Genomic DNA, 15602 nt, shown 5'->3' on the forward strand with positions numbered 1-15602 from the left:
TTTAGCTATGCTTTAGGATGTGCCTGTTCAAACACAGCCTTCAGTTTTTCAAGTGAATTATGTGTGTAAACCTGTGTCGCGGCCAGGTTTGCGTGTCCCAAGAGGTCTTTTACCGCATTGAGATCTGCTCCCTTATTCAAGAGATGGGTAGCAAAAGTATGCCTAAGTACGTGCGGGCTTCGTTTGGAGGTCTGCGCAAAAAGATCCAAATACTGCCTGACAATTCGATAAATCATCACCGGATAACTTTGTTTACCCTGATTGCTCACAATAAAATAGGGACTTTGTTCAGCTTTTGAAAACCTTTCCTCAAATACTTTTTGATAGGAAATTATATTCTGTTTGAGTCCCTTTGTCAATGGAATTATTCTTTCTTTTTTACGCTTACCCAGTACCTTCACGGATTCCTCCCCAAGATGGATATCACTCCACTTCAAGCCGGTCAGCTCGGAAAGCCTGACCCCTGTAAGGTAGAGAAATTCCATCACCATCCTGTCCCGCTGTCCCTCAAATGTAGGTTGGAATACACTTTCCTCTAAAACGGAGGCAATGGTGGATTCCTGTACAAACTCCGGTAATTTTTTCGGGTTTTTAAGGGATTTTAACTTATACGTAGGATCCTTGGATAAGATGGAGGATTTAAGCAGGAATTTATAAAAGGATCTCAGTGTAGCGATCTTACGGTTGACTGAGGTAGTACTCAATCCCTGCTCAACCAAGTCAATTACCCAAGCCCGGATTTCAGCATGTTGGGCCTGTTGAATATCCTGGAGACCAAATGAAAGCTCACAGAATTCCTGGAACTGTTCCAGATCTTTTCTGTAGGCCAATACCGTATGGGGGCTTGAGCGCTTTTCGTATTCCAGGTAATTGATAAATGACTCGATCATCTCAGTAAAGATTACAGAATTAAGATAAGCCAAAAAATGGATAAAATTCCCTGACAAATGTCACATAAAAGCATAAAAAAACGCAGTTACTTTTTCAAGCAACTGCGTTCTATTTCTGAGTCAAAGCACCTTATTTGGCAGCTTCAGTCTGAAGTCTCTGCTTATAAGCAGCTTTGATTACCTGATCTCTCTTTTTTACAGAAGGTTTGGTGAAGGCTTGTCTCGCTCTAAGTTCTCTGACTGCACCAGTCTTGTCAAACTTCTTTTTGAAACGCTTTAGCGCCTTTTCGATAGATTCGTTCTCTTTTACGTTAACTATGATCATTTGTATACACCTCCTTTCGCGACTGCAAAGGTAAGTAGAATAATCTGAAAATTGAAAGATTATAAAATTATAAAATTTAGCCACCCATAAGCCAGTCCATAAAAAAAGGAATCATCCTAATCGATTTAAGGGACCAATCGCCAAGCCGTTCAAACTTTATATCGCCCCCCGATCCAATAAAATCAATCTATTATCATATTTTATAGAATTTTTATTAGGTGCAAATTGAATATAGTTTATTATTTATATAGTTTTACCTAAGCTATCTTTTTAATTAATCTTTTATTTAAATCAAAATTCAAATGAAAAAATCAATGTTTTTAGCCTTGGCCGTACTGGGTATGGTCTTGGCGAATATGGTGATGGTGCAGCCGGCGAAGGCGGCAGGGCCATGTACAGAGACAATACCTGATGGATATGGATGTATGATACGTGTATGCGGAGAATGCATAGCCACAATTTGCCCAAGTGGCACAGTTTACACGTGTGGACCGACAATTGAATGAAAGCATTGGTTTTTGCCTTTTCCTTGTTGCTTCTCGTATCTGCTTGTGAGAGTTCAGAAAGAGATAGTATTCTTCCAGGACTTTCTAGCCTTTCAATTATTGATTCACTCCAAGTAAATGAAAATGGGTTTTTCTTAAATGGACAAGGGCAAGTCAAAATAATTGGAGACAGCTTAATTGCTGTCTCTTCTGTTAGGAAACCTGCGATTGGCTTAATTGACTTAAAAAGCGGAAATCAAATTGCTCAAATCACAGCTTCTGATTTCCCAGAGGCTCCATTCTTCCCTTCCTCATTTGACGTTTCAGAGTTTCCAATCTTATATATAGCTGATAGATACACAAACTCTATTTTTGAATTTGACGCATTAGAAGGGAAATTTTTAAAGAAAACAAAACTTCAAATTCCTGAAGAAAAAGTAGTAAAAGCGGCTCTAGGAGAATTTCATAAAACGAGCAACGGTTTTCTTGTAGAACTGACTACCAGTCAGACTGATATTTTCCATCCAGATTATTTTAGAAAGTCTGGAAATCTTATTTATCTATTTGATGAAAAAGGAGATAGCATCGCTTCATTCCTGAAGTTTCCAGAAATTCTTCAAACTCAAGAAAGGACAATTAATTTGGAAGCGCCTATGGAATCTACGTTCTCGAATAATTCATTTATTTATTCATTTCCTCAAGAAAAAAAGGTTAAAATCACTAAATCTGAAGGTTCGTTCGATGTGATATCTGAAATAGAGCTTCCTAATAGCAGGTACTTTGACTATGGAGTGAAGGGGTTTGATAAGATAATTTCATTTGATGACCTTCAGAATATGAATAGTACAAATTTTTCTAATACTCATTATTTTATGTCTATGAGGGATACGAGGAGCCATATTTATATTCAAACATGGCTTATCGGTGATGAGAGCGCGGGGCTAAATCGAACCTCTCACCTTCTGATTTGGGACAAATCCACCAAAAAATGGTCAGAAACTAACAATCCTCGAAATATCCTTGACATTGGTATGCTAGCTGGAGTAGTCAATGACACGATCTACTTCTACGAGGGCAGTCTGATGAAACATGACGAAAAATACATCAAGCGGGCAGTTCTCAGACCTGTAGCTGACTAAAACAAAAAAGTCCAACCCCTTTGGAGTTGGACTTTTTTTAAAGATTTATTCAAAGGTTTAGCCTACTACTTTTTCAGCTAACACCACAATTACGTTATTTTTCACTTCCACGACACCTCCATCAACAATCAGAGACTGCTTTCCTTCTTTGGTAGTAAAAGAAACAGTTCCCTTTGCCAATGCGGAAACGATCGGTGCGTGACTATTCAAAACTTGAAATGCACCGGAAGCACCTGGGAAGCTTGCTTCGGATACTTCTCCTTCGAAAACCTTCTTGTCCGGCGTAACGATTTCTAGTTGCATATATTCAATATTGGAAAAGCAATGGAGGATCGCTCCTCCATGCAATCAGTTCAAATTATTTTACTTCAGCAAGCAATTTCTCACCCTTAGCGATCGCATCTTCAATGCTACCTACCAAGTTGAAGGCTGCTTCAGGAAGGTGATCCAATTCACCATCCATGATCATGTTGAATCCTTTGATGGTATCCTTGATATCTACCAATACCCCTTTCAAACCAGTAAACTGCTCAGCTACGTGGAAAGGCTGGGACAAGAATCTCTGAACTCGACGTGCTCTGTGAACGACCATTTTGTCTTCCTCAGAAAGTTCCTCCATACCCAAGATCGCAATGATATCCTGCAATTCTTTGTATCGCTGAAGGATCTCTTTCACTCGCTGTGCACATCCGTAATGCTCCTCACCCAGGATATCTGGAGAAAGAATTCTGGAAGTTGAATCCAAAGGATCCACAGCTGGATAGATACCCAATTCGGCAATCTTACGGGACAATACGGTAGTAGCATCCAAGTGAGCGAAAGTCGTTGCTGGCGCAGGGTCAGTCAAGTCATCCGCAGGTACGTAAACCGCCTGAACAGAAGTAATGGACCCGTTCTTGGTAGAGGTAATTCTTTCCTGCATGGCACCCATTTCGGTGGCCAAAGTAGGCTGGTAACCTACCGCAGAAGGCATACGTCCCAACAATGCGGACACTTCGGAACCTGCCTGAGTGAATCGGAAGATGTTGTCGATAAAGAACAAGATATCCTTACCTGCTCCGTCGCCTTCACCATCTCTATAATATTCTGCCAAAGTCAAACCTGTCAAGGCCACTCGAGCACGTGCCCCAGGAGGCTCGTTCATCTGACCAAACACAAAGGTTGCTTTGGAGTCTTCCAATTTCTTAAGATCAACCTTAGAAAGATCCCATCCACCTTCTTCTTCTAGGCTATGGATAAAATCCTCACCGTAGGTTACGATTCCGGATTCGATCATTTCTCTCAAAAGGTCATTTCCTTCACGGGTTCTCTCACCCACACCGGCAAATACAGAAAGACCTGAATATGCCTTTGCGATGTTGTTGATCAACTCCTGGATCAATACGGTCTTACCTACACCGGCACCACCGAACAAACCGATCTTACCACCTTTTGCATAAGGCTCGATCAAGTCAATTACTTTGATACCTGTATAAAGAACCTCGGTAGAAGTAGAGAGATCCTCAAACTTAGGCGCTTGTCTGTGGATAGGAAGACGCTTTCCAGCAGGAACCTGCGGCAAACCGTCAATCGCTTCACCTACCACATTGAAAAGACGACCTTTGATCGCATCACCGGTAGGAACAGAGATAGGTTGCCCCATATCTTTCACTTCCATACCACGAACCATTCCCTCGGAAGAGTCCATTGCAATAGTTCTTACTCGGTCTTCACCCAGGTGCTGCTGAACCTCCAATACGACTACTTGGCCGTTTTCTTTGGTTGCTTCCAGCGCGTCAAGGATGTTTGGCAGCTTACCGCCTTCGAAGGAAACGTCCACTACGGGCCCGATTACCTGCGTTATCTTTCCAATATTTGCCATTTGATAGAATGAAATGTAAAAAGGATGTGCTTTTTGAATTCGGTCGCAAAATTAAATCAATAAAGGCTAATACCAAAGGATATTTGGAAAATAAAAAGCTCCGATTCAAGGAATTGGAAAAACCTTCGGTCCAATCCCTCCCTCAGACCTTACTCCAAAATCCTTCTCCCAAAGAGAAATGCCTTGGACCAGTAACGGTTGCTCAGAAAATCTTCCGTAACCCCCAAAGAAGTAGAGGCATGAATAAATCGCACATCTCCCTTGTGGACCTCGGTCACAATTCCTGCATGGGTCACCTGATTTTTCTTTCTTCCAGTCGCAAAAAACAGGAGATCCCCTTCTTTAAAATTCCCGGCTTTGACCTTTGTCCCCAATCTGGCCTGTTCGGAGGAGGTTCTGGGCATGGTCCTCCCCACTGAATAATAGGAATGATAGATCAATGCGGAGCAGTCTATACCAGACCGGGTAGTTCCTCCATATTTATACGGAGTTCCCCGAAAAGACTTGGCTGTAGCCACTACTTTAAATACCGGATCCTCCTTCCCGATTTTTTTGGACTTACAAGAGGGAAGTCCAGAAAGCAGAATGAAAAAAAGTAATAAAAATCCTAAATTGAAGAATCCAAAAACAGATTTATTTGTTCCTATATACATAGAATCAAGTTTAGCCCGAAGCCGGTCTTGATGCAAATATTTCCTAGAATTTATCGAAGAAATGAAATGGGCAGGGCTGAGACCGACTTTTTGAGCCCAAGGCACCTTTTCCAACAAAGGGTATTAACAAATTGAATAACATGGATTTTCACCTGAAGCCTCAGGTGATAAGTATCACCAAAACTGACTTTTGTCATAGCTTATCTTTGTATCAATATTTAGAATAAATAAAAATAAAACCATGAATATCCAACAATTTTATGACGAAGGCTTAGCTCATGCTAGCTATGCTATTTTAAGCGAAGGCAAAATTGCCTTGGTAGACCCAGGAAGGAACCCTCAGCCTTATTATGATTTTGCAGAGGCCAATGACGCAAGGATCGTAGCGGTGATCGAAACTCACCCACATGCCGACTTTGTGAGCTCACATTTGGAATTTCACAGAAATGAAGACGCAACCATCTACGTGAGTAAGATGGTCGGTGCGGAATATCCGCATACAGGATTCGATGAGGGGGATACTTTCCAGATGGGAAAAGTAACCTTCAAGGCATTGCACACTCCAGGACACTCTCCTGACTCCATCAGTATTTTGCTGAAGGACGAAAACGGAAAAGATCATGCGCTTTTCTCCGGTGACACCTTGTTTATCGGAGATGTGGGAAGACCAGATCTTCGCGAAAAAGCCGGAAACATGAAAGCTCAGCGTGAGGAACTTGCTAAAATGATGTATCACACCGTTCAGGATAAATTGAAGCCTTTGGCAGATGATGTGATTGTTTACCCTGCGCACGGTGCCGGTTCTCTTTGTGGCAAAAACCTAAGCGACGCCCGTCAAAGTACAATTGGAGAGCAGAGAGCTACCAACTGGGCATTTGCCGATATGGATGAAAAAACCTTTGTGGATTCCTTGCTTCAGGGACAACCTTACATCCCCAAATATTTTGGATATGATGTGGACATGAATAAAAAAGGTGCTCCCGCCTTCCAAAGATCCATCTCCCGAGTAAGCATTTGGCCAGAAGGAGCAACACTACCTGCTGACGCATTAGTAATTGATGTCCGAAAACAAGATGCCTTCGCGGCCGGACATATTCCAGGCGCCTTGAATATCATGAACGGAGGAAAATTCGAAACTTGGCTGGGCTCAATCGTGGGACCGGAAGAACACTTCTTCCTATTGGCCGACAATGCCGCTGAACTTGAGGATGTGATCTATAAGGCATCTAAAATTGGATACGAACAACTGATCAAGGGAGCTGTGGTAAATCCTACAGGCATGACTGAAATAGGAAATTCCTTCGACTTGGAAGCGTTTAAGGCTCACATGGGCGATTATACCATTGTTGACATCCGAAGCAAAGATGAGCATGCCAACAGCCCGATCTTTGAGGAAAGCATCAATATTCCCTTGCATGAACTGAGAGAAAGAGCAGGAGAAATCCCAACCGATAAGCCAGTTGTGGTTCATTGTGCAGGAGGATACAGATCTGCTGCTGGTACAAGTATTGTAGCTGGTGCGCTGAAAGATGCAAAAGTGCTGGATTTGAGTGAAGCGATCAAAGAATTTGAAACTGTAGCACACTAAAATCCAATACACTGGAATTGACACCTCTGTCTCCCTAGACAGAGGTGTTTTTTTGAAATGCTAAAGCGTAAAACGCATTCCACAATAATTCCCATTCATTTTGGTTAATTTTAATACCTACTTCAAAATCATTTCATGAGCAGAGAAGAGTTTACCAGTATGACCCTCAACCAAAAAATCAAAACCCTCTACCTTGAGGGCACTTTTGTGGTGGGCATCAGGTACTACGGGCACAAGGTCAATCTCTATCTACTTCGGGATGAATACATTGAGGTATTTTACAATCATAAGCTGGACAAAATCGACAAGATTGACTTTTTGCCCATGAACCACAGCCGGATGAAATTCTATCTGGATCAGATTAAATTTTCCTAGAATAAATAAAAAAGCCGTAAAAAATGAATTTTACGGCTTTCTCTATCCAGTCTATTTACAGCTTCCTCTTCAGGAAATCCGTCATCATGGTATACAAATGCCAGGTGGTATTCCCGCCATAGATTCCGTGATTTCTGTTAGGATAATAAAAGCTCTCAAACTGCTTATCGGCAGCAATCAGCGCGTTGACAAAATCCACAGAATTTTGGAAATGTACGTTATCATCTCCGGTTCCATGGATCAGGAAGAAGTTTCCTTTCAGCTTGTTAACATGGGTAATAGGACTGTTGTCATCATAACCTGAGGGATTCAACTGTGGGGTCTGAAGATATCGCTCTGTGTAGATCGTATCATAATATCTCCAGGTGGTCACCGGAGCTACTGCAATGGCGGTTTTGAAAACGTCATTTCCAATCATCAGCGAAAGGGAAGACATATACCCACCATAAGACCAGCCCCAGATTCCGATTCTTCCCGGATCTACAAAGGATTGCTTCGCAAAAAACTTGGCTCCTTCGATTTGGTCAATGGTCTCCAGCTTACCCAAATTGGCATAAGTAGAATGCTTGAAATCCCGTCCTCTTGCACCGGTTCCACGATTATCCACACATGCGACGATATACCCTTCCGCAACCAAGGCCTGATGCCAGAAATCACGGGTACCTCCCCAGCTGCTCAATACGTTTTGTGAACCTGGACCACCATATACATACATCAAAACCGGGTACTTTTTGTTGGGGTCAAAATCAGCAGGTTTGATCATATAGGCATTGAGTTCGGTTCCATCCACCGTCGGGAAAGTGAAAAACTCCTTCTTACCCAAAGCAAAACTGGTCAGCCTTTCCTTCAGGTCGGCATTGTCCTCCAAAACCTTTATGGTCTTGCCTGAAGCCTCGTTCAGACTAACAATTACCGGTGAATCTGTAGTGGAATAGTAATCGATAAAAAACTTGTGATCCGGACTCATATTGATAGAATGAGTACCTTTTGCCGGAGTCAGAGCCGTTTTTTTCTTCCCATTGAAATCAATTACATAGAAGTTTCTTTCCAAAGGAGATTCCTCGGTGGAAACGAAATAAATTTTCTTAGCCTTTTCATCCACTCCAATCAGGGAGCTGACTTCCCAGTTGCCTGAGGTGATTTGACGGATCAAACTTCCATCCATATTGTGATGATAAATGTGCTTAAACCCATCCTGCTCGGAAGTACGGATAAAGCTTTTTCCATCACTCAGGTATTGCAAGTTGTCATTGTAATCGAGGTCCACATAGGTCTCCGCACTTTCAGATAAAATCAGCTTACTCTTTCCTGTGGATGCATCCGCATGGAAAAGATCGAGCTGATTTTGCAACCTGTTTAGCCTTAAAAAAGCCAATTGATTGGCATCTTTTGTCCAGTAAATTCTAGGTAAATAGATATCCTTTTCCGTTCCTGCATCAATAGTCCGGGTATTCCCAGAAGCCAGATCATACACATGGATACTTACTTCGGCATTCTTTTCACCCGCTTTTGGATATTTGAACTTATAATCTTGTGGATAGAGCGCGCCCCAAATCTGCATATTGAATTCAGGGACCTCTGTTTCATCAAAGCGGATAAAAGCGATCTTTTTTCCGTCAGGAGACCATTTAAAAGCCTGAGCCATGGAAAACTCCTCCTCATAAACCCAGTCTGCTGCGCCATTGATGACTTTATTCCATTCCCCGTCAGAAGTGATTTGAATTAGTTTGTTGGTAGCCAATTCGACCATGAAAAGGTTATTGTCCTTCACAAAGGCCACTTTATCATTATCCGGAGAAAGGGTAGCATATGAGATTTTTTCACCCCCCATCAGCTGTTGCTTTTCACCGGTAGCCATATCCACTACATAAAACACCCCTTTGGAAGAACGGCGGTAAATAGACTCAACATCTGTAGCAACAAGAGCTTTTGATTCATCTGCATTGAAAGAATAGCTTGAAAAATTCACCCCCAATGCTCTTCCGTCCAAAAGAACTCCTTCTTCCTCTCCAGTCGCCACATTGATCTTCATCACAGTGGGGAAACCTCCGCGGTTCACCTGTGAACTGTAATACTGTCCATCCTTCATCCAGTTGATTCCATATACGGACTTTTGGGAGAAAGTGCCTTTTTTGAATACATCCTCCAAAGTCACTTTTTTGAGGGACTGGGCCTGGGATTGACCCAACAGGGCAAGGCCCAGCAAAAGGCTAAAGCCAAGAGCTTTTACACTTTTAATCATCTTACTATAAATTATGGGTAAAAACGTTCGAATAAATCGAAGCTAATATAGAGAAAAAACCCATTTTCGGAGTTCTGCCTCCTTCGAAACCCTTGGAGGGTTCAGGAAAAATAAGCTACTTCGTAATCCAAAATTTTCCAGCCATGAAGAAAAAAATTGCTTTGGTCACCGGTGGATTTACAGGTGAATCCGTCATTTCCCTGAAAAGTGCCACTGTAGTTGAAAAGACCATCGATCATGAGCGATATGATGTATACAAAATCCTGATTTATCCAGGAGACTGGCATTTCATGTGTGCTTCCGGAGAAAAAATCCCAGTGGACATGAATGATTTCAGCATCACAATCGGGGATGAAAAAATCACCTTTGACGGGGTATTCAATATTTTACATGGCTCTCCCGGGGAAGACGGAAAACTCGCAGGATATTTTGACATGCTTGGACTTCCCTATACCACTTGCGATCAACTCACCTCGGCAATTACCATGAACAAGGGATATACCAAGGCAATTGTCCAGGATATTCCGGAACTGCATGTTGCCAAGTCCATTCAGTTATTTGAAAATTCGGAAGCAAATAAAACCCGCATCCAAAGTGAGCTCAGTCTGCCTGTCTTCATCAAACCCAACAATGGAGGAAGTTCCATAGGAATGAGTAAGGTGAAAACCTGGGAGGAACTTCCAGAGGCTTTGGACAAAGCCTTTGCGGAGGACAAACAGGTATTGGTTGAGGAGTTTGTTTCCGGCAGGGAATTTTCAATAGGGGTGTTTAGAGGTAAAGGAATCATTACAGTGCTCCCTGCTACGGAAATTGTGAATAGCAAGGAATTCTTCGATTTTGAAGCCAAATACACAGCTGGAGTAACAGAGGAGATCACCCCGGGCAGAATGACCCTGGAAGAAGCTGACCGAGTGGGAAGAATTGTCACTCAGGTATATGAAAAACTCAACTGCAAGGGAGCAGTCCGAATAGACTATTTCCTCGAGCATGAAACCGGTGATTTTTACTTCATTGAAATCAACACGGTCCCTGGTCAGACCGAAACAAGTCTGATATCGCAACAAGTCCGGGCCATTGGTATGGAGGTTAGGGATTTCTACACTCAACTGATTGAGGAAATGTTTTGAGTTCCTTTTTGGGAAACGTTTTCCATACAATTTGGTCGTTCAAAACCTATTTGTCAGTTGTTATCTGAGGTACTCCCCGAAAACCAAGGGAAACCCTCACTAGAATTTCCATCAATTCCCTTCCCCATTGGCTGGGATTGCCTACCTTTGCAGCAGGTAACCAAACCCAATTCCCATGAACGAGCGCTATATGAAGCGCGGTGTTTCCGCCTCCAAAGAAGATGTGCATCAGGCCATTTCCAAACTGGACAAAGGATTATTCCCAAAAGCATTCTGCAAAATAGTTGAGGACACACTAGGAGCTGACCCAGAGTATTGCAATATCATGCATGCTGACGGGGCAGGGACCAAATCTTCTCTAGCCTACCTGTACTGGAAGGAAACCGGTGACTTGAGCGTATGGAAAGGAATCGCCCAGGATGCCATTATCATGAATACAGATGACCTCCTTTGTGTAGGTGCCATCAACAACATCCTTGTTTCCTCCACGATTGGACGAAATAAAAATCTGGTTCCAGGTGAAGTTATTTCCGCCATTATTGAAGGTACAGAAGAGGTTCTGCAAATGCTCCGTGACAATGGAGTCAATGTGGTTCTGACCGGAGGAGAAACTGCCGATGTGGGGGATTTGGTACGGACGATCATTGTGGACAGTACCGTCACCTGCAGGATGAGAAGAGACGAAGTCATCTCAAACGACAAAATCCAAGGCGGAGATGTGATTGTTGGTTTGGCTTCCTATGGACAAGCCAACTATGAAACCGAATACAATGGAGGCATGGGAAGTAATGGTCTGACCTCTGCCCGTCACGATGTTTTCAACAAGATATTGAAAACAAAATATCCAGAATCCTTTGACCCGGCAGTGCCTGATGATTTGGTATATACCGGAAAATACAACCTAACCGATCCAGCTCCTGGCGCTCCCCTAGACATGGGTAAGTTGGTACTATCTCCCACTCGGACCTATGCTCCGATTATGGTAGATGTTCTGAATTACCTTCGTCCCCATATCCATGGATTGGTACATTGCAGCGGTGGAGCCCAAACCAAAGTACTGCACTTTGTGGACAATGTACATGTGATCAAGGACAATCTCTTTGAAACCCCTCCTTTGTTCCGCATTATCCAGGAGGAGAGCGGCACTGACTGGAAAGAAATGTACAAGGTGTTCAACATGGGCCATCGTATGGAAGTCTATCTGGACGAGCGCCATGCCGATGAGGTCATCGATATTGCCGAGTCCTATGGTGTGGAAGCCCAGATCATTGGACGTGTCGAACCTCATGAAGGCAAAAAAGTAACAATCCAAAGCCCTTATGGTAAATTTGAATACTAATCCATGAACTTGAATAAGGCATTAAAACTTTTTGGAAAGATCCTGCTTGGGATCTTTCTGTTTTTTACCCTAATCGCCTTAGCTACCATTGCCCGAGTAGATCGCAGTCCTATTCAGGAACAGGATTTCTATAAGCAGACCTTTCAGGAACTAGAAACCAAAAAATTCCCTAGCAGTATGGGAGAGAACTGGCTTGCAGGATGGGGGAAGGCAAATATGACCCCCTCAGAACCTGTAGCCCTTGTCGGCTATGCTCCACGAGGCAAGTATGAATTTGTCCAGGATAGCAGCTTTGTCAAAAGCATCCTCCTTAGCAATGGAAAGCAACAGATTGCCTGGCTTAATTATGAATTGCTGATCGTTCACCCCTATCTGGCAAAAGCGGTGGAAGAAGGTTTAAAGTCCCAATTTCCAGATCTGGACCAATTGATTTTCACTGCAACCCACACCCATTCCGGCATGGGGGGCTATATCCCCGGACCTTTAGGCAAATTCGCCTTGGGAGGGTTTCAGCAAACAACCGTTGACCTGATGGTAGCCAAAAGCCTGGAAGCCCTCCAAAATGCAGAAAAAAAACTGGACACTGTTTCCATCAGTTTTCGAAAGGCCGATGCAGCTGAATTGGTCGCCAACAGATTTGTCAAAGACGGTCCCACTGACCCTTTTGTACGCCAACTGATATTTTCCAAAAAAGGAGGGGAAAAGGCTACCCTATTGACCTATTCAGCTCATGCTACCTGTCTGAGCTCGAAATTCATGGGGCTATCTGGAGATTATCCATATTACCTGATGCAAGAAATGGAGGCCAATAACTTTGACTTTGCGCTTTTTGCCGCGGGGACGGTAGGCTCTCACAGACCTCTTCCTCTTGGCAACAGCCCTGAACTAATTCGACAATATGCCCTCTCTTTGGATTCCCTCAACCGGATGAAGATGGTAGGCTTTAGCACGGATCATCTGGCTTTGATTGAATCAGGAAGACTGGACTTGAAATTACGGGAACCTCACCTCCGAATTTCAGACAATCTACGGATCAGACCCTGGCTATTTGACTATCTTATGGGAGACACCAACCCCCATCTGGACATTACCAGGATTGGCAACACCTTGTTGATTGCTTCAAGCGGAGAGATTTCGGGAGTCTTTTATGAGAAATGGGAAAAACTCGCGAACCAAAAAGGACTGAACCTTATTATCACCACTTTTAATGGAGGCTACATTGGCTATATTACTCCTGATGACTTGTATGATGAACACTACCATGAAGTGCGGGAAACCAACTGGTATGGCCCCGGAAACGGAAGATATTTCGATGAGTTGATCTCTAGGATCATTGAATTGGAAAAGCCTTAAGTTTTTTCCCAAAGCTGGGCACGAATCCAACCATCACTCCATATTTTTTCCTCAATTAAACTGAATCCCAGAGGATTCAGATAGCTCTTGTAATCCGGCAAATCCTTTCGTGGATGGGAAGTAAGCAATCTGAAAAATCCAATCATCAACTTCTGCATGATTTTTTGATGGAAGTGTTTTGGACCAAAAAAATCAGAAAGGAAAATTCTCCCTCCCTTTTTCAAATTTCCATTGAGCTTAAAAAGTAAAGCTTCCAGATCATCATCCCTTAGTGTATCCAATACAAAGGGCAACAGGATAAGGTTATAAGACTCCTCAGACTCAAACTTTCCAAGGTGAAAATTTAGACTAGAGGTGGGAAGATTTCTTTTGGCTCTTTCGAGCATAGAGGTCGAAATCTCCCAAAAATCACCTTGCAGTTGCTTTTGCATAGGCTTGTAATCAAATCCGTCTCCTCCCCCTAAAATCAGCATCTTTTTCCCTGAAAAATCAGTAAGAAAGCAGGTTTTGGCCTCTTGGAGTTTCTTGCCAAAAACCAATTTGGAAAGTGGAGTATAAATCCAGGCCAGATAGCGATAAGCATCCTTCATTTCAAAGCAAGACCAAAAACCAAGGAAGCATAAATGCCGCTTCTGTTCGCATTCTTACTTCATCGGCGGTCAGTTTTGAATTAAAAAAACTCAGATAGTGAATCAAACACATAATGAGTAAAAGGCAGGCCTGGAACTTATAGAGAGAGGGAAGGAAAATAAAACCAAAAAGTCCCAAAAAGATCAATAGAAAGGCCATTCTACGGATCAAATTCAGCAGACCCACTTCAGAAAAAAGCCTGGCAGCAGAGGAAAAGCCCAAGGCAAGATCTTGCTTGCGGTCCAGAAAGGAAAGCATGAGTAAATTCAGAAAGGCCAGCCCAGAAAATCCTGCAAAAAAAGCCCAGAAGATCCAATTCATATCCAAGGGATCCGCCCGCAGAATGGGAATCCAGGCAATCCCCAAACAATAAAAAAGCGCCGTGCTGATTTCCTTCAGTCCGTTTACAGCATTGCCGGCTAAACGGATCAATCCCATACTTCCTGCAATCAGAACTCCCAACACCAAGCTCCAAGAGAGCTCAGCCCCTAATCCAAAAACAAAATAGGCTCCAGCCAAACCCAATAGTACCACTATTGCCAAGGCAAAAACCAAAAGGGTTTGGTTCCGGGCATGAAACTGATGACGGGGAGAAAGATCAAATTCGGCTTTTCTTCGGGAATCCAACAAATGGTCGGCCGTATAAATACTCCAAACGGTCAAGCCTAACAAAGCATAGATTTCCCAAACCAAATCAACCCGAAGCAGCTTTGAGAAAAAAAGCATTCCTCCCATGGCTCCCAAGACCACATCAATAGAAAGCCAGGTTAATCGGAGGTAAAATTCCTTGAGAAAATGCATTTGGTAAAAATAGGTTTCCGGAATCCACAGTCCATAGGAATAGGCCATTTTCTTCCCAAAATTTCCTACTTTGGTTGATTGTTCAATCAATCTCAAATTCCAAAAACAAACTTCCCTTAATTAGAAAGAGGGAAGTTCAACCCAAAAGACCTATGCAAAAATTTACCTTCCTTATCGCTGCCCTGCTGATCAGTGCGGCCACTTTTGCCCAATCTCCACTCAAAGTCGCCTGTGTGGGCAACTCTATCACCCAAGGACCGGGAAGAGAGAATCCTGATAGCTATCCCCTGCAGATGCAATCTATTTTAGGAGATGCCTATGAAGTAAAAAACTTTGGTGTCAGTGGCAGAACCCTACTTCGTAAGGGAGATTACCCCTATTGGAATGAACCACAATTTGAGGAAGTAAAGGAATTTGCACCCGACATTTTGGTAATTATGTTGGGAACCAATGATTCCAAACCTCAGAACTGGGCACACAAAGCCGAATTCCGAAAGGATTACCTTGACATGATCACTGAATTCAGGGAGCATATGCCCGTGGATGGAAAAGTATATGTCATCATGCCTGTACCGGTAACCAAGGATAATTTTGGGATCACAGCTTCGGTGATGAACAATGAACAAAGAATGATGCTCGTAGAAATTGCACAAGCGGCAAATGCAGAACTGATTGATCTTTATACACCTTTGATGGACAAAGCCGAACTTCTCCCTGACGGTGTTCATCCCAACAAAGAAGGACTGGGAATCATGGCCAGTGTAATTGCCAGAAAGATCCGATTGTAAGAGATT

15 protein-coding genes are annotated in these 15602 nt (G+C 42.9%); 7 read left to right on the forward strand and 8 right to left on the reverse strand.

Going from position 1 to position 15602, the window contains the following annotated elements:
• Positions 1 to 5: 5 nt before the first annotated feature.
• Together P2G54_RS13025 and rpsU are read right to left on the reverse strand one after the other, a co-directional pair.
• Positions 6 to 890, reverse strand: a complete 885-nt coding sequence (locus tag P2G54_RS13025) for a tyrosine-type recombinase/integrase (protein WP_275871816.1) — start codon at positions 888 to 890, stop codon at positions 6 to 8.
• A 130-nt stretch (positions 891 to 1020) separates the two neighbouring features.
• Positions 1021 to 1215, reverse strand: a complete 195-nt coding sequence (gene rpsU / locus P2G54_RS13030; protein WP_275871818.1) for a 30S ribosomal protein S21 — start codon at positions 1213 to 1215, stop codon at positions 1021 to 1023.
• Positions 1216 to 1717: 502 nt separating this feature from the next.
• Here rpsU and P2G54_RS13035 point away from each other — a divergent pair.
• A complete protein-coding gene (locus P2G54_RS13035) occupies positions 1718 to 2839 on the forward strand; it encodes a hypothetical protein (protein WP_275871820.1) in 1122 nt (373 codons plus the stop codon).
• A gap of 57 nt (positions 2840 to 2896) precedes the next feature.
• Here P2G54_RS13035 and atpC read toward each other — a convergent pair whose 3' ends face one another.
• From atpC to P2G54_RS13050, 3 genes are all read right to left on the reverse strand, one after another.
• A complete protein-coding gene (gene atpC, locus P2G54_RS13040) occupies positions 2897 to 3142 on the reverse strand; it encodes an ATP synthase F1 subunit epsilon (protein WP_275871821.1) in 246 nt (81 codons plus the stop codon).
• Positions 3143 to 3197: 55 nt separating this feature from the next.
• Positions 3198 to 4700, reverse strand: a complete 1503-nt coding sequence (gene atpD, locus P2G54_RS13045) for a F0F1 ATP synthase subunit beta (protein WP_275871823.1) — start codon at positions 4698 to 4700, stop codon at positions 3198 to 3200.
• A gap of 149 nt (positions 4701 to 4849) precedes the next feature.
• Positions 4850 to 5353 (reverse strand): C40 family peptidase, encoded by a 504-nt coding sequence (locus P2G54_RS13050; RefSeq protein WP_275871825.1) that lies wholly within the window; start codon positions 5351 to 5353, stop codon positions 4850 to 4852.
• Between the two features lie 241 nt (positions 5354 to 5594).
• Between P2G54_RS13050 and P2G54_RS13055 the strand changes: the two genes are divergently transcribed.
• A complete protein-coding gene (locus P2G54_RS13055; RefSeq protein ID WP_275871827.1) occupies positions 5595 to 6941 on the forward strand; it encodes a rhodanese-like domain-containing protein in 1347 nt (448 codons plus the stop codon).
• Between the two features lie 135 nt (positions 6942 to 7076).
• Positions 7077 to 7316 carry a hypothetical protein gene (locus tag P2G54_RS13060; protein WP_275871828.1) on the forward strand — a complete coding sequence of 80 codons (240 nt, stop codon included), beginning with the start codon at positions 7077 to 7079 and terminating at the stop codon, positions 7314 to 7316.
• A 55-nt stretch (positions 7317 to 7371) separates the two neighbouring features.
• Here the strand turns inward: P2G54_RS13060 and P2G54_RS13065 are convergent, their stop codons facing one another.
• Positions 7372 to 9558 carry a S9 family peptidase gene (locus P2G54_RS13065; protein WP_275871830.1) on the reverse strand — a complete coding sequence of 729 codons (2187 nt, stop codon included), beginning with the start codon at positions 9556 to 9558 and terminating at the stop codon, positions 7372 to 7374.
• A gap of 143 nt (positions 9559 to 9701) precedes the next feature.
• Here P2G54_RS13065 and P2G54_RS13070 point away from each other — a divergent pair, with 143 nt between their 5' ends.
• From P2G54_RS13070 to P2G54_RS13080, 3 genes are all read left to right on the forward strand, one after another.
• Positions 9702 to 10685 (forward strand): D-alanine--D-alanine ligase, encoded by a 984-nt coding sequence (locus tag P2G54_RS13070; protein WP_275871831.1) that lies wholly within the window; start codon positions 9702 to 9704, stop codon positions 10683 to 10685.
• A 175-nt stretch (positions 10686 to 10860) separates the two neighbouring features.
• On the forward strand, positions 10861 to 12024 hold the full coding sequence (locus P2G54_RS13075; RefSeq protein WP_275871833.1) for an AIR synthase related protein: 1164 nt from the start codon (positions 10861 to 10863) through the stop codon (positions 12022 to 12024).
• Between the two features lie 3 nt (positions 12025 to 12027).
• Positions 12028 to 13377 carry a neutral/alkaline non-lysosomal ceramidase N-terminal domain-containing protein gene (locus tag P2G54_RS13080; protein WP_275871834.1) on the forward strand — a complete coding sequence of 450 codons (1350 nt, stop codon included), beginning with the start codon at positions 12028 to 12030 and terminating at the stop codon, positions 13375 to 13377.
• Here P2G54_RS13080 and P2G54_RS13085 read toward each other — a convergent pair.
• Positions 13374 to 13967, reverse strand: coding sequence for a class I SAM-dependent methyltransferase (locus P2G54_RS13085; RefSeq protein ID WP_275871836.1), 594 nt, complete (start codon positions 13965 to 13967; stop codon positions 13374 to 13376). The genes P2G54_RS13080 and P2G54_RS13085 overlap by 4 nt on opposite strands.
• Position 13968: 1 nt before the next feature.
• The gene (locus tag P2G54_RS13090; RefSeq protein ID WP_275871838.1) at positions 13969 to 14856 is read right to left on the reverse strand and encodes a hypothetical protein; all 888 of its coding nucleotides are present in this window, start codon (positions 14854 to 14856) and stop codon (positions 13969 to 13971) included.
• A gap of 104 nt (positions 14857 to 14960) precedes the next feature.
• Here P2G54_RS13090 and P2G54_RS13095 point away from each other — a divergent pair, with 104 nt between their 5' ends.
• Positions 14961 to 15596 carry a GDSL-type esterase/lipase family protein gene (locus P2G54_RS13095; RefSeq protein WP_275871840.1) on the forward strand — a complete coding sequence of 212 codons (636 nt, stop codon included), beginning with the start codon at positions 14961 to 14963 and terminating at the stop codon, positions 15594 to 15596.
• The last annotated feature ends 6 nt before the right edge of the window (positions 15597 to 15602 follow it).

Source organism: Algoriphagus sp. CAU 1675, from assembly GCF_029222925.1.
Classification (GTDB): domain Bacteria; phylum Bacteroidota; class Bacteroidia; order Cytophagales; family Cyclobacteriaceae; genus Algoriphagus.

Bases quoted from the DNA above. Each gene is read 5' to 3' on its own strand.
- P2G54_RS13060 (WP_275871828.1), top strand. From the start codon at position 7,077: ATGAGCAGAGAAGAGTTTACCAGTATGACCCTCAACCAAAAAATCAAA.
- P2G54_RS13025 (WP_275871816.1), bottom strand. From the start codon at position 890: ATGATCGAGTCATTTATCAATTACCTGGAATACGAAAAGCGCTCAAGC.
- atpD (WP_275871823.1), bottom strand. From the start codon at position 4,700: ATGGCAAATATTGGAAAGATAACGCAGGTAATCGGGCCCGTAGTGGAC.
- P2G54_RS13095 (WP_275871840.1), top strand. From the start codon at position 14,961: ATGCAAAAATTTACCTTCCTTATCGCTGCCCTGCTGATCAGTGCGGCC.
- P2G54_RS13035 (WP_275871820.1), top strand. From the start codon at position 1,718: ATGAAAGCATTGGTTTTTGCCTTTTCCTTGTTGCTTCTCGTATCTGCT.
- P2G54_RS13055 (WP_275871827.1), top strand. From the start codon at position 5,595: ATGAATATCCAACAATTTTATGACGAAGGCTTAGCTCATGCTAGCTAT.
- P2G54_RS13080 (WP_275871834.1), top strand. From the start codon at position 12,028: ATGAACTTGAATAAGGCATTAAAACTTTTTGGAAAGATCCTGCTTGGG.
- P2G54_RS13090 (WP_275871838.1), bottom strand. From the start codon at position 14,856: ATGGCCTATTCCTATGGACTGTGGATTCCGGAAACCTATTTTTACCAA.
- atpC (WP_275871821.1), bottom strand. From the start codon at position 3,142: ATGCAACTAGAAATCGTTACGCCGGACAAGAAGGTTTTCGAAGGAGAA.
- P2G54_RS13085 (WP_275871836.1), bottom strand. From the start codon at position 13,967: ATGAAGGATGCTTATCGCTATCTGGCCTGGATTTATACTCCACTTTCC.
- P2G54_RS13050 (WP_275871825.1), bottom strand. From the start codon at position 5,353: ATGTATATAGGAACAAATAAATCTGTTTTTGGATTCTTCAATTTAGGA.
- P2G54_RS13070 (WP_275871831.1), top strand. From the start codon at position 9,702: ATGAAGAAAAAAATTGCTTTGGTCACCGGTGGATTTACAGGTGAATCC.
- rpsU (WP_275871818.1), bottom strand. From the start codon at position 1,215: ATGATCATAGTTAACGTAAAAGAGAACGAATCTATCGAAAAGGCGCTA.
- P2G54_RS13065 (WP_275871830.1), bottom strand. From the start codon at position 9,558: ATGATTAAAAGTGTAAAAGCTCTTGGCTTTAGCCTTTTGCTGGGCCTT.
- P2G54_RS13075 (WP_275871833.1), top strand. From the start codon at position 10,861: ATGAACGAGCGCTATATGAAGCGCGGTGTTTCCGCCTCCAAAGAAGAT.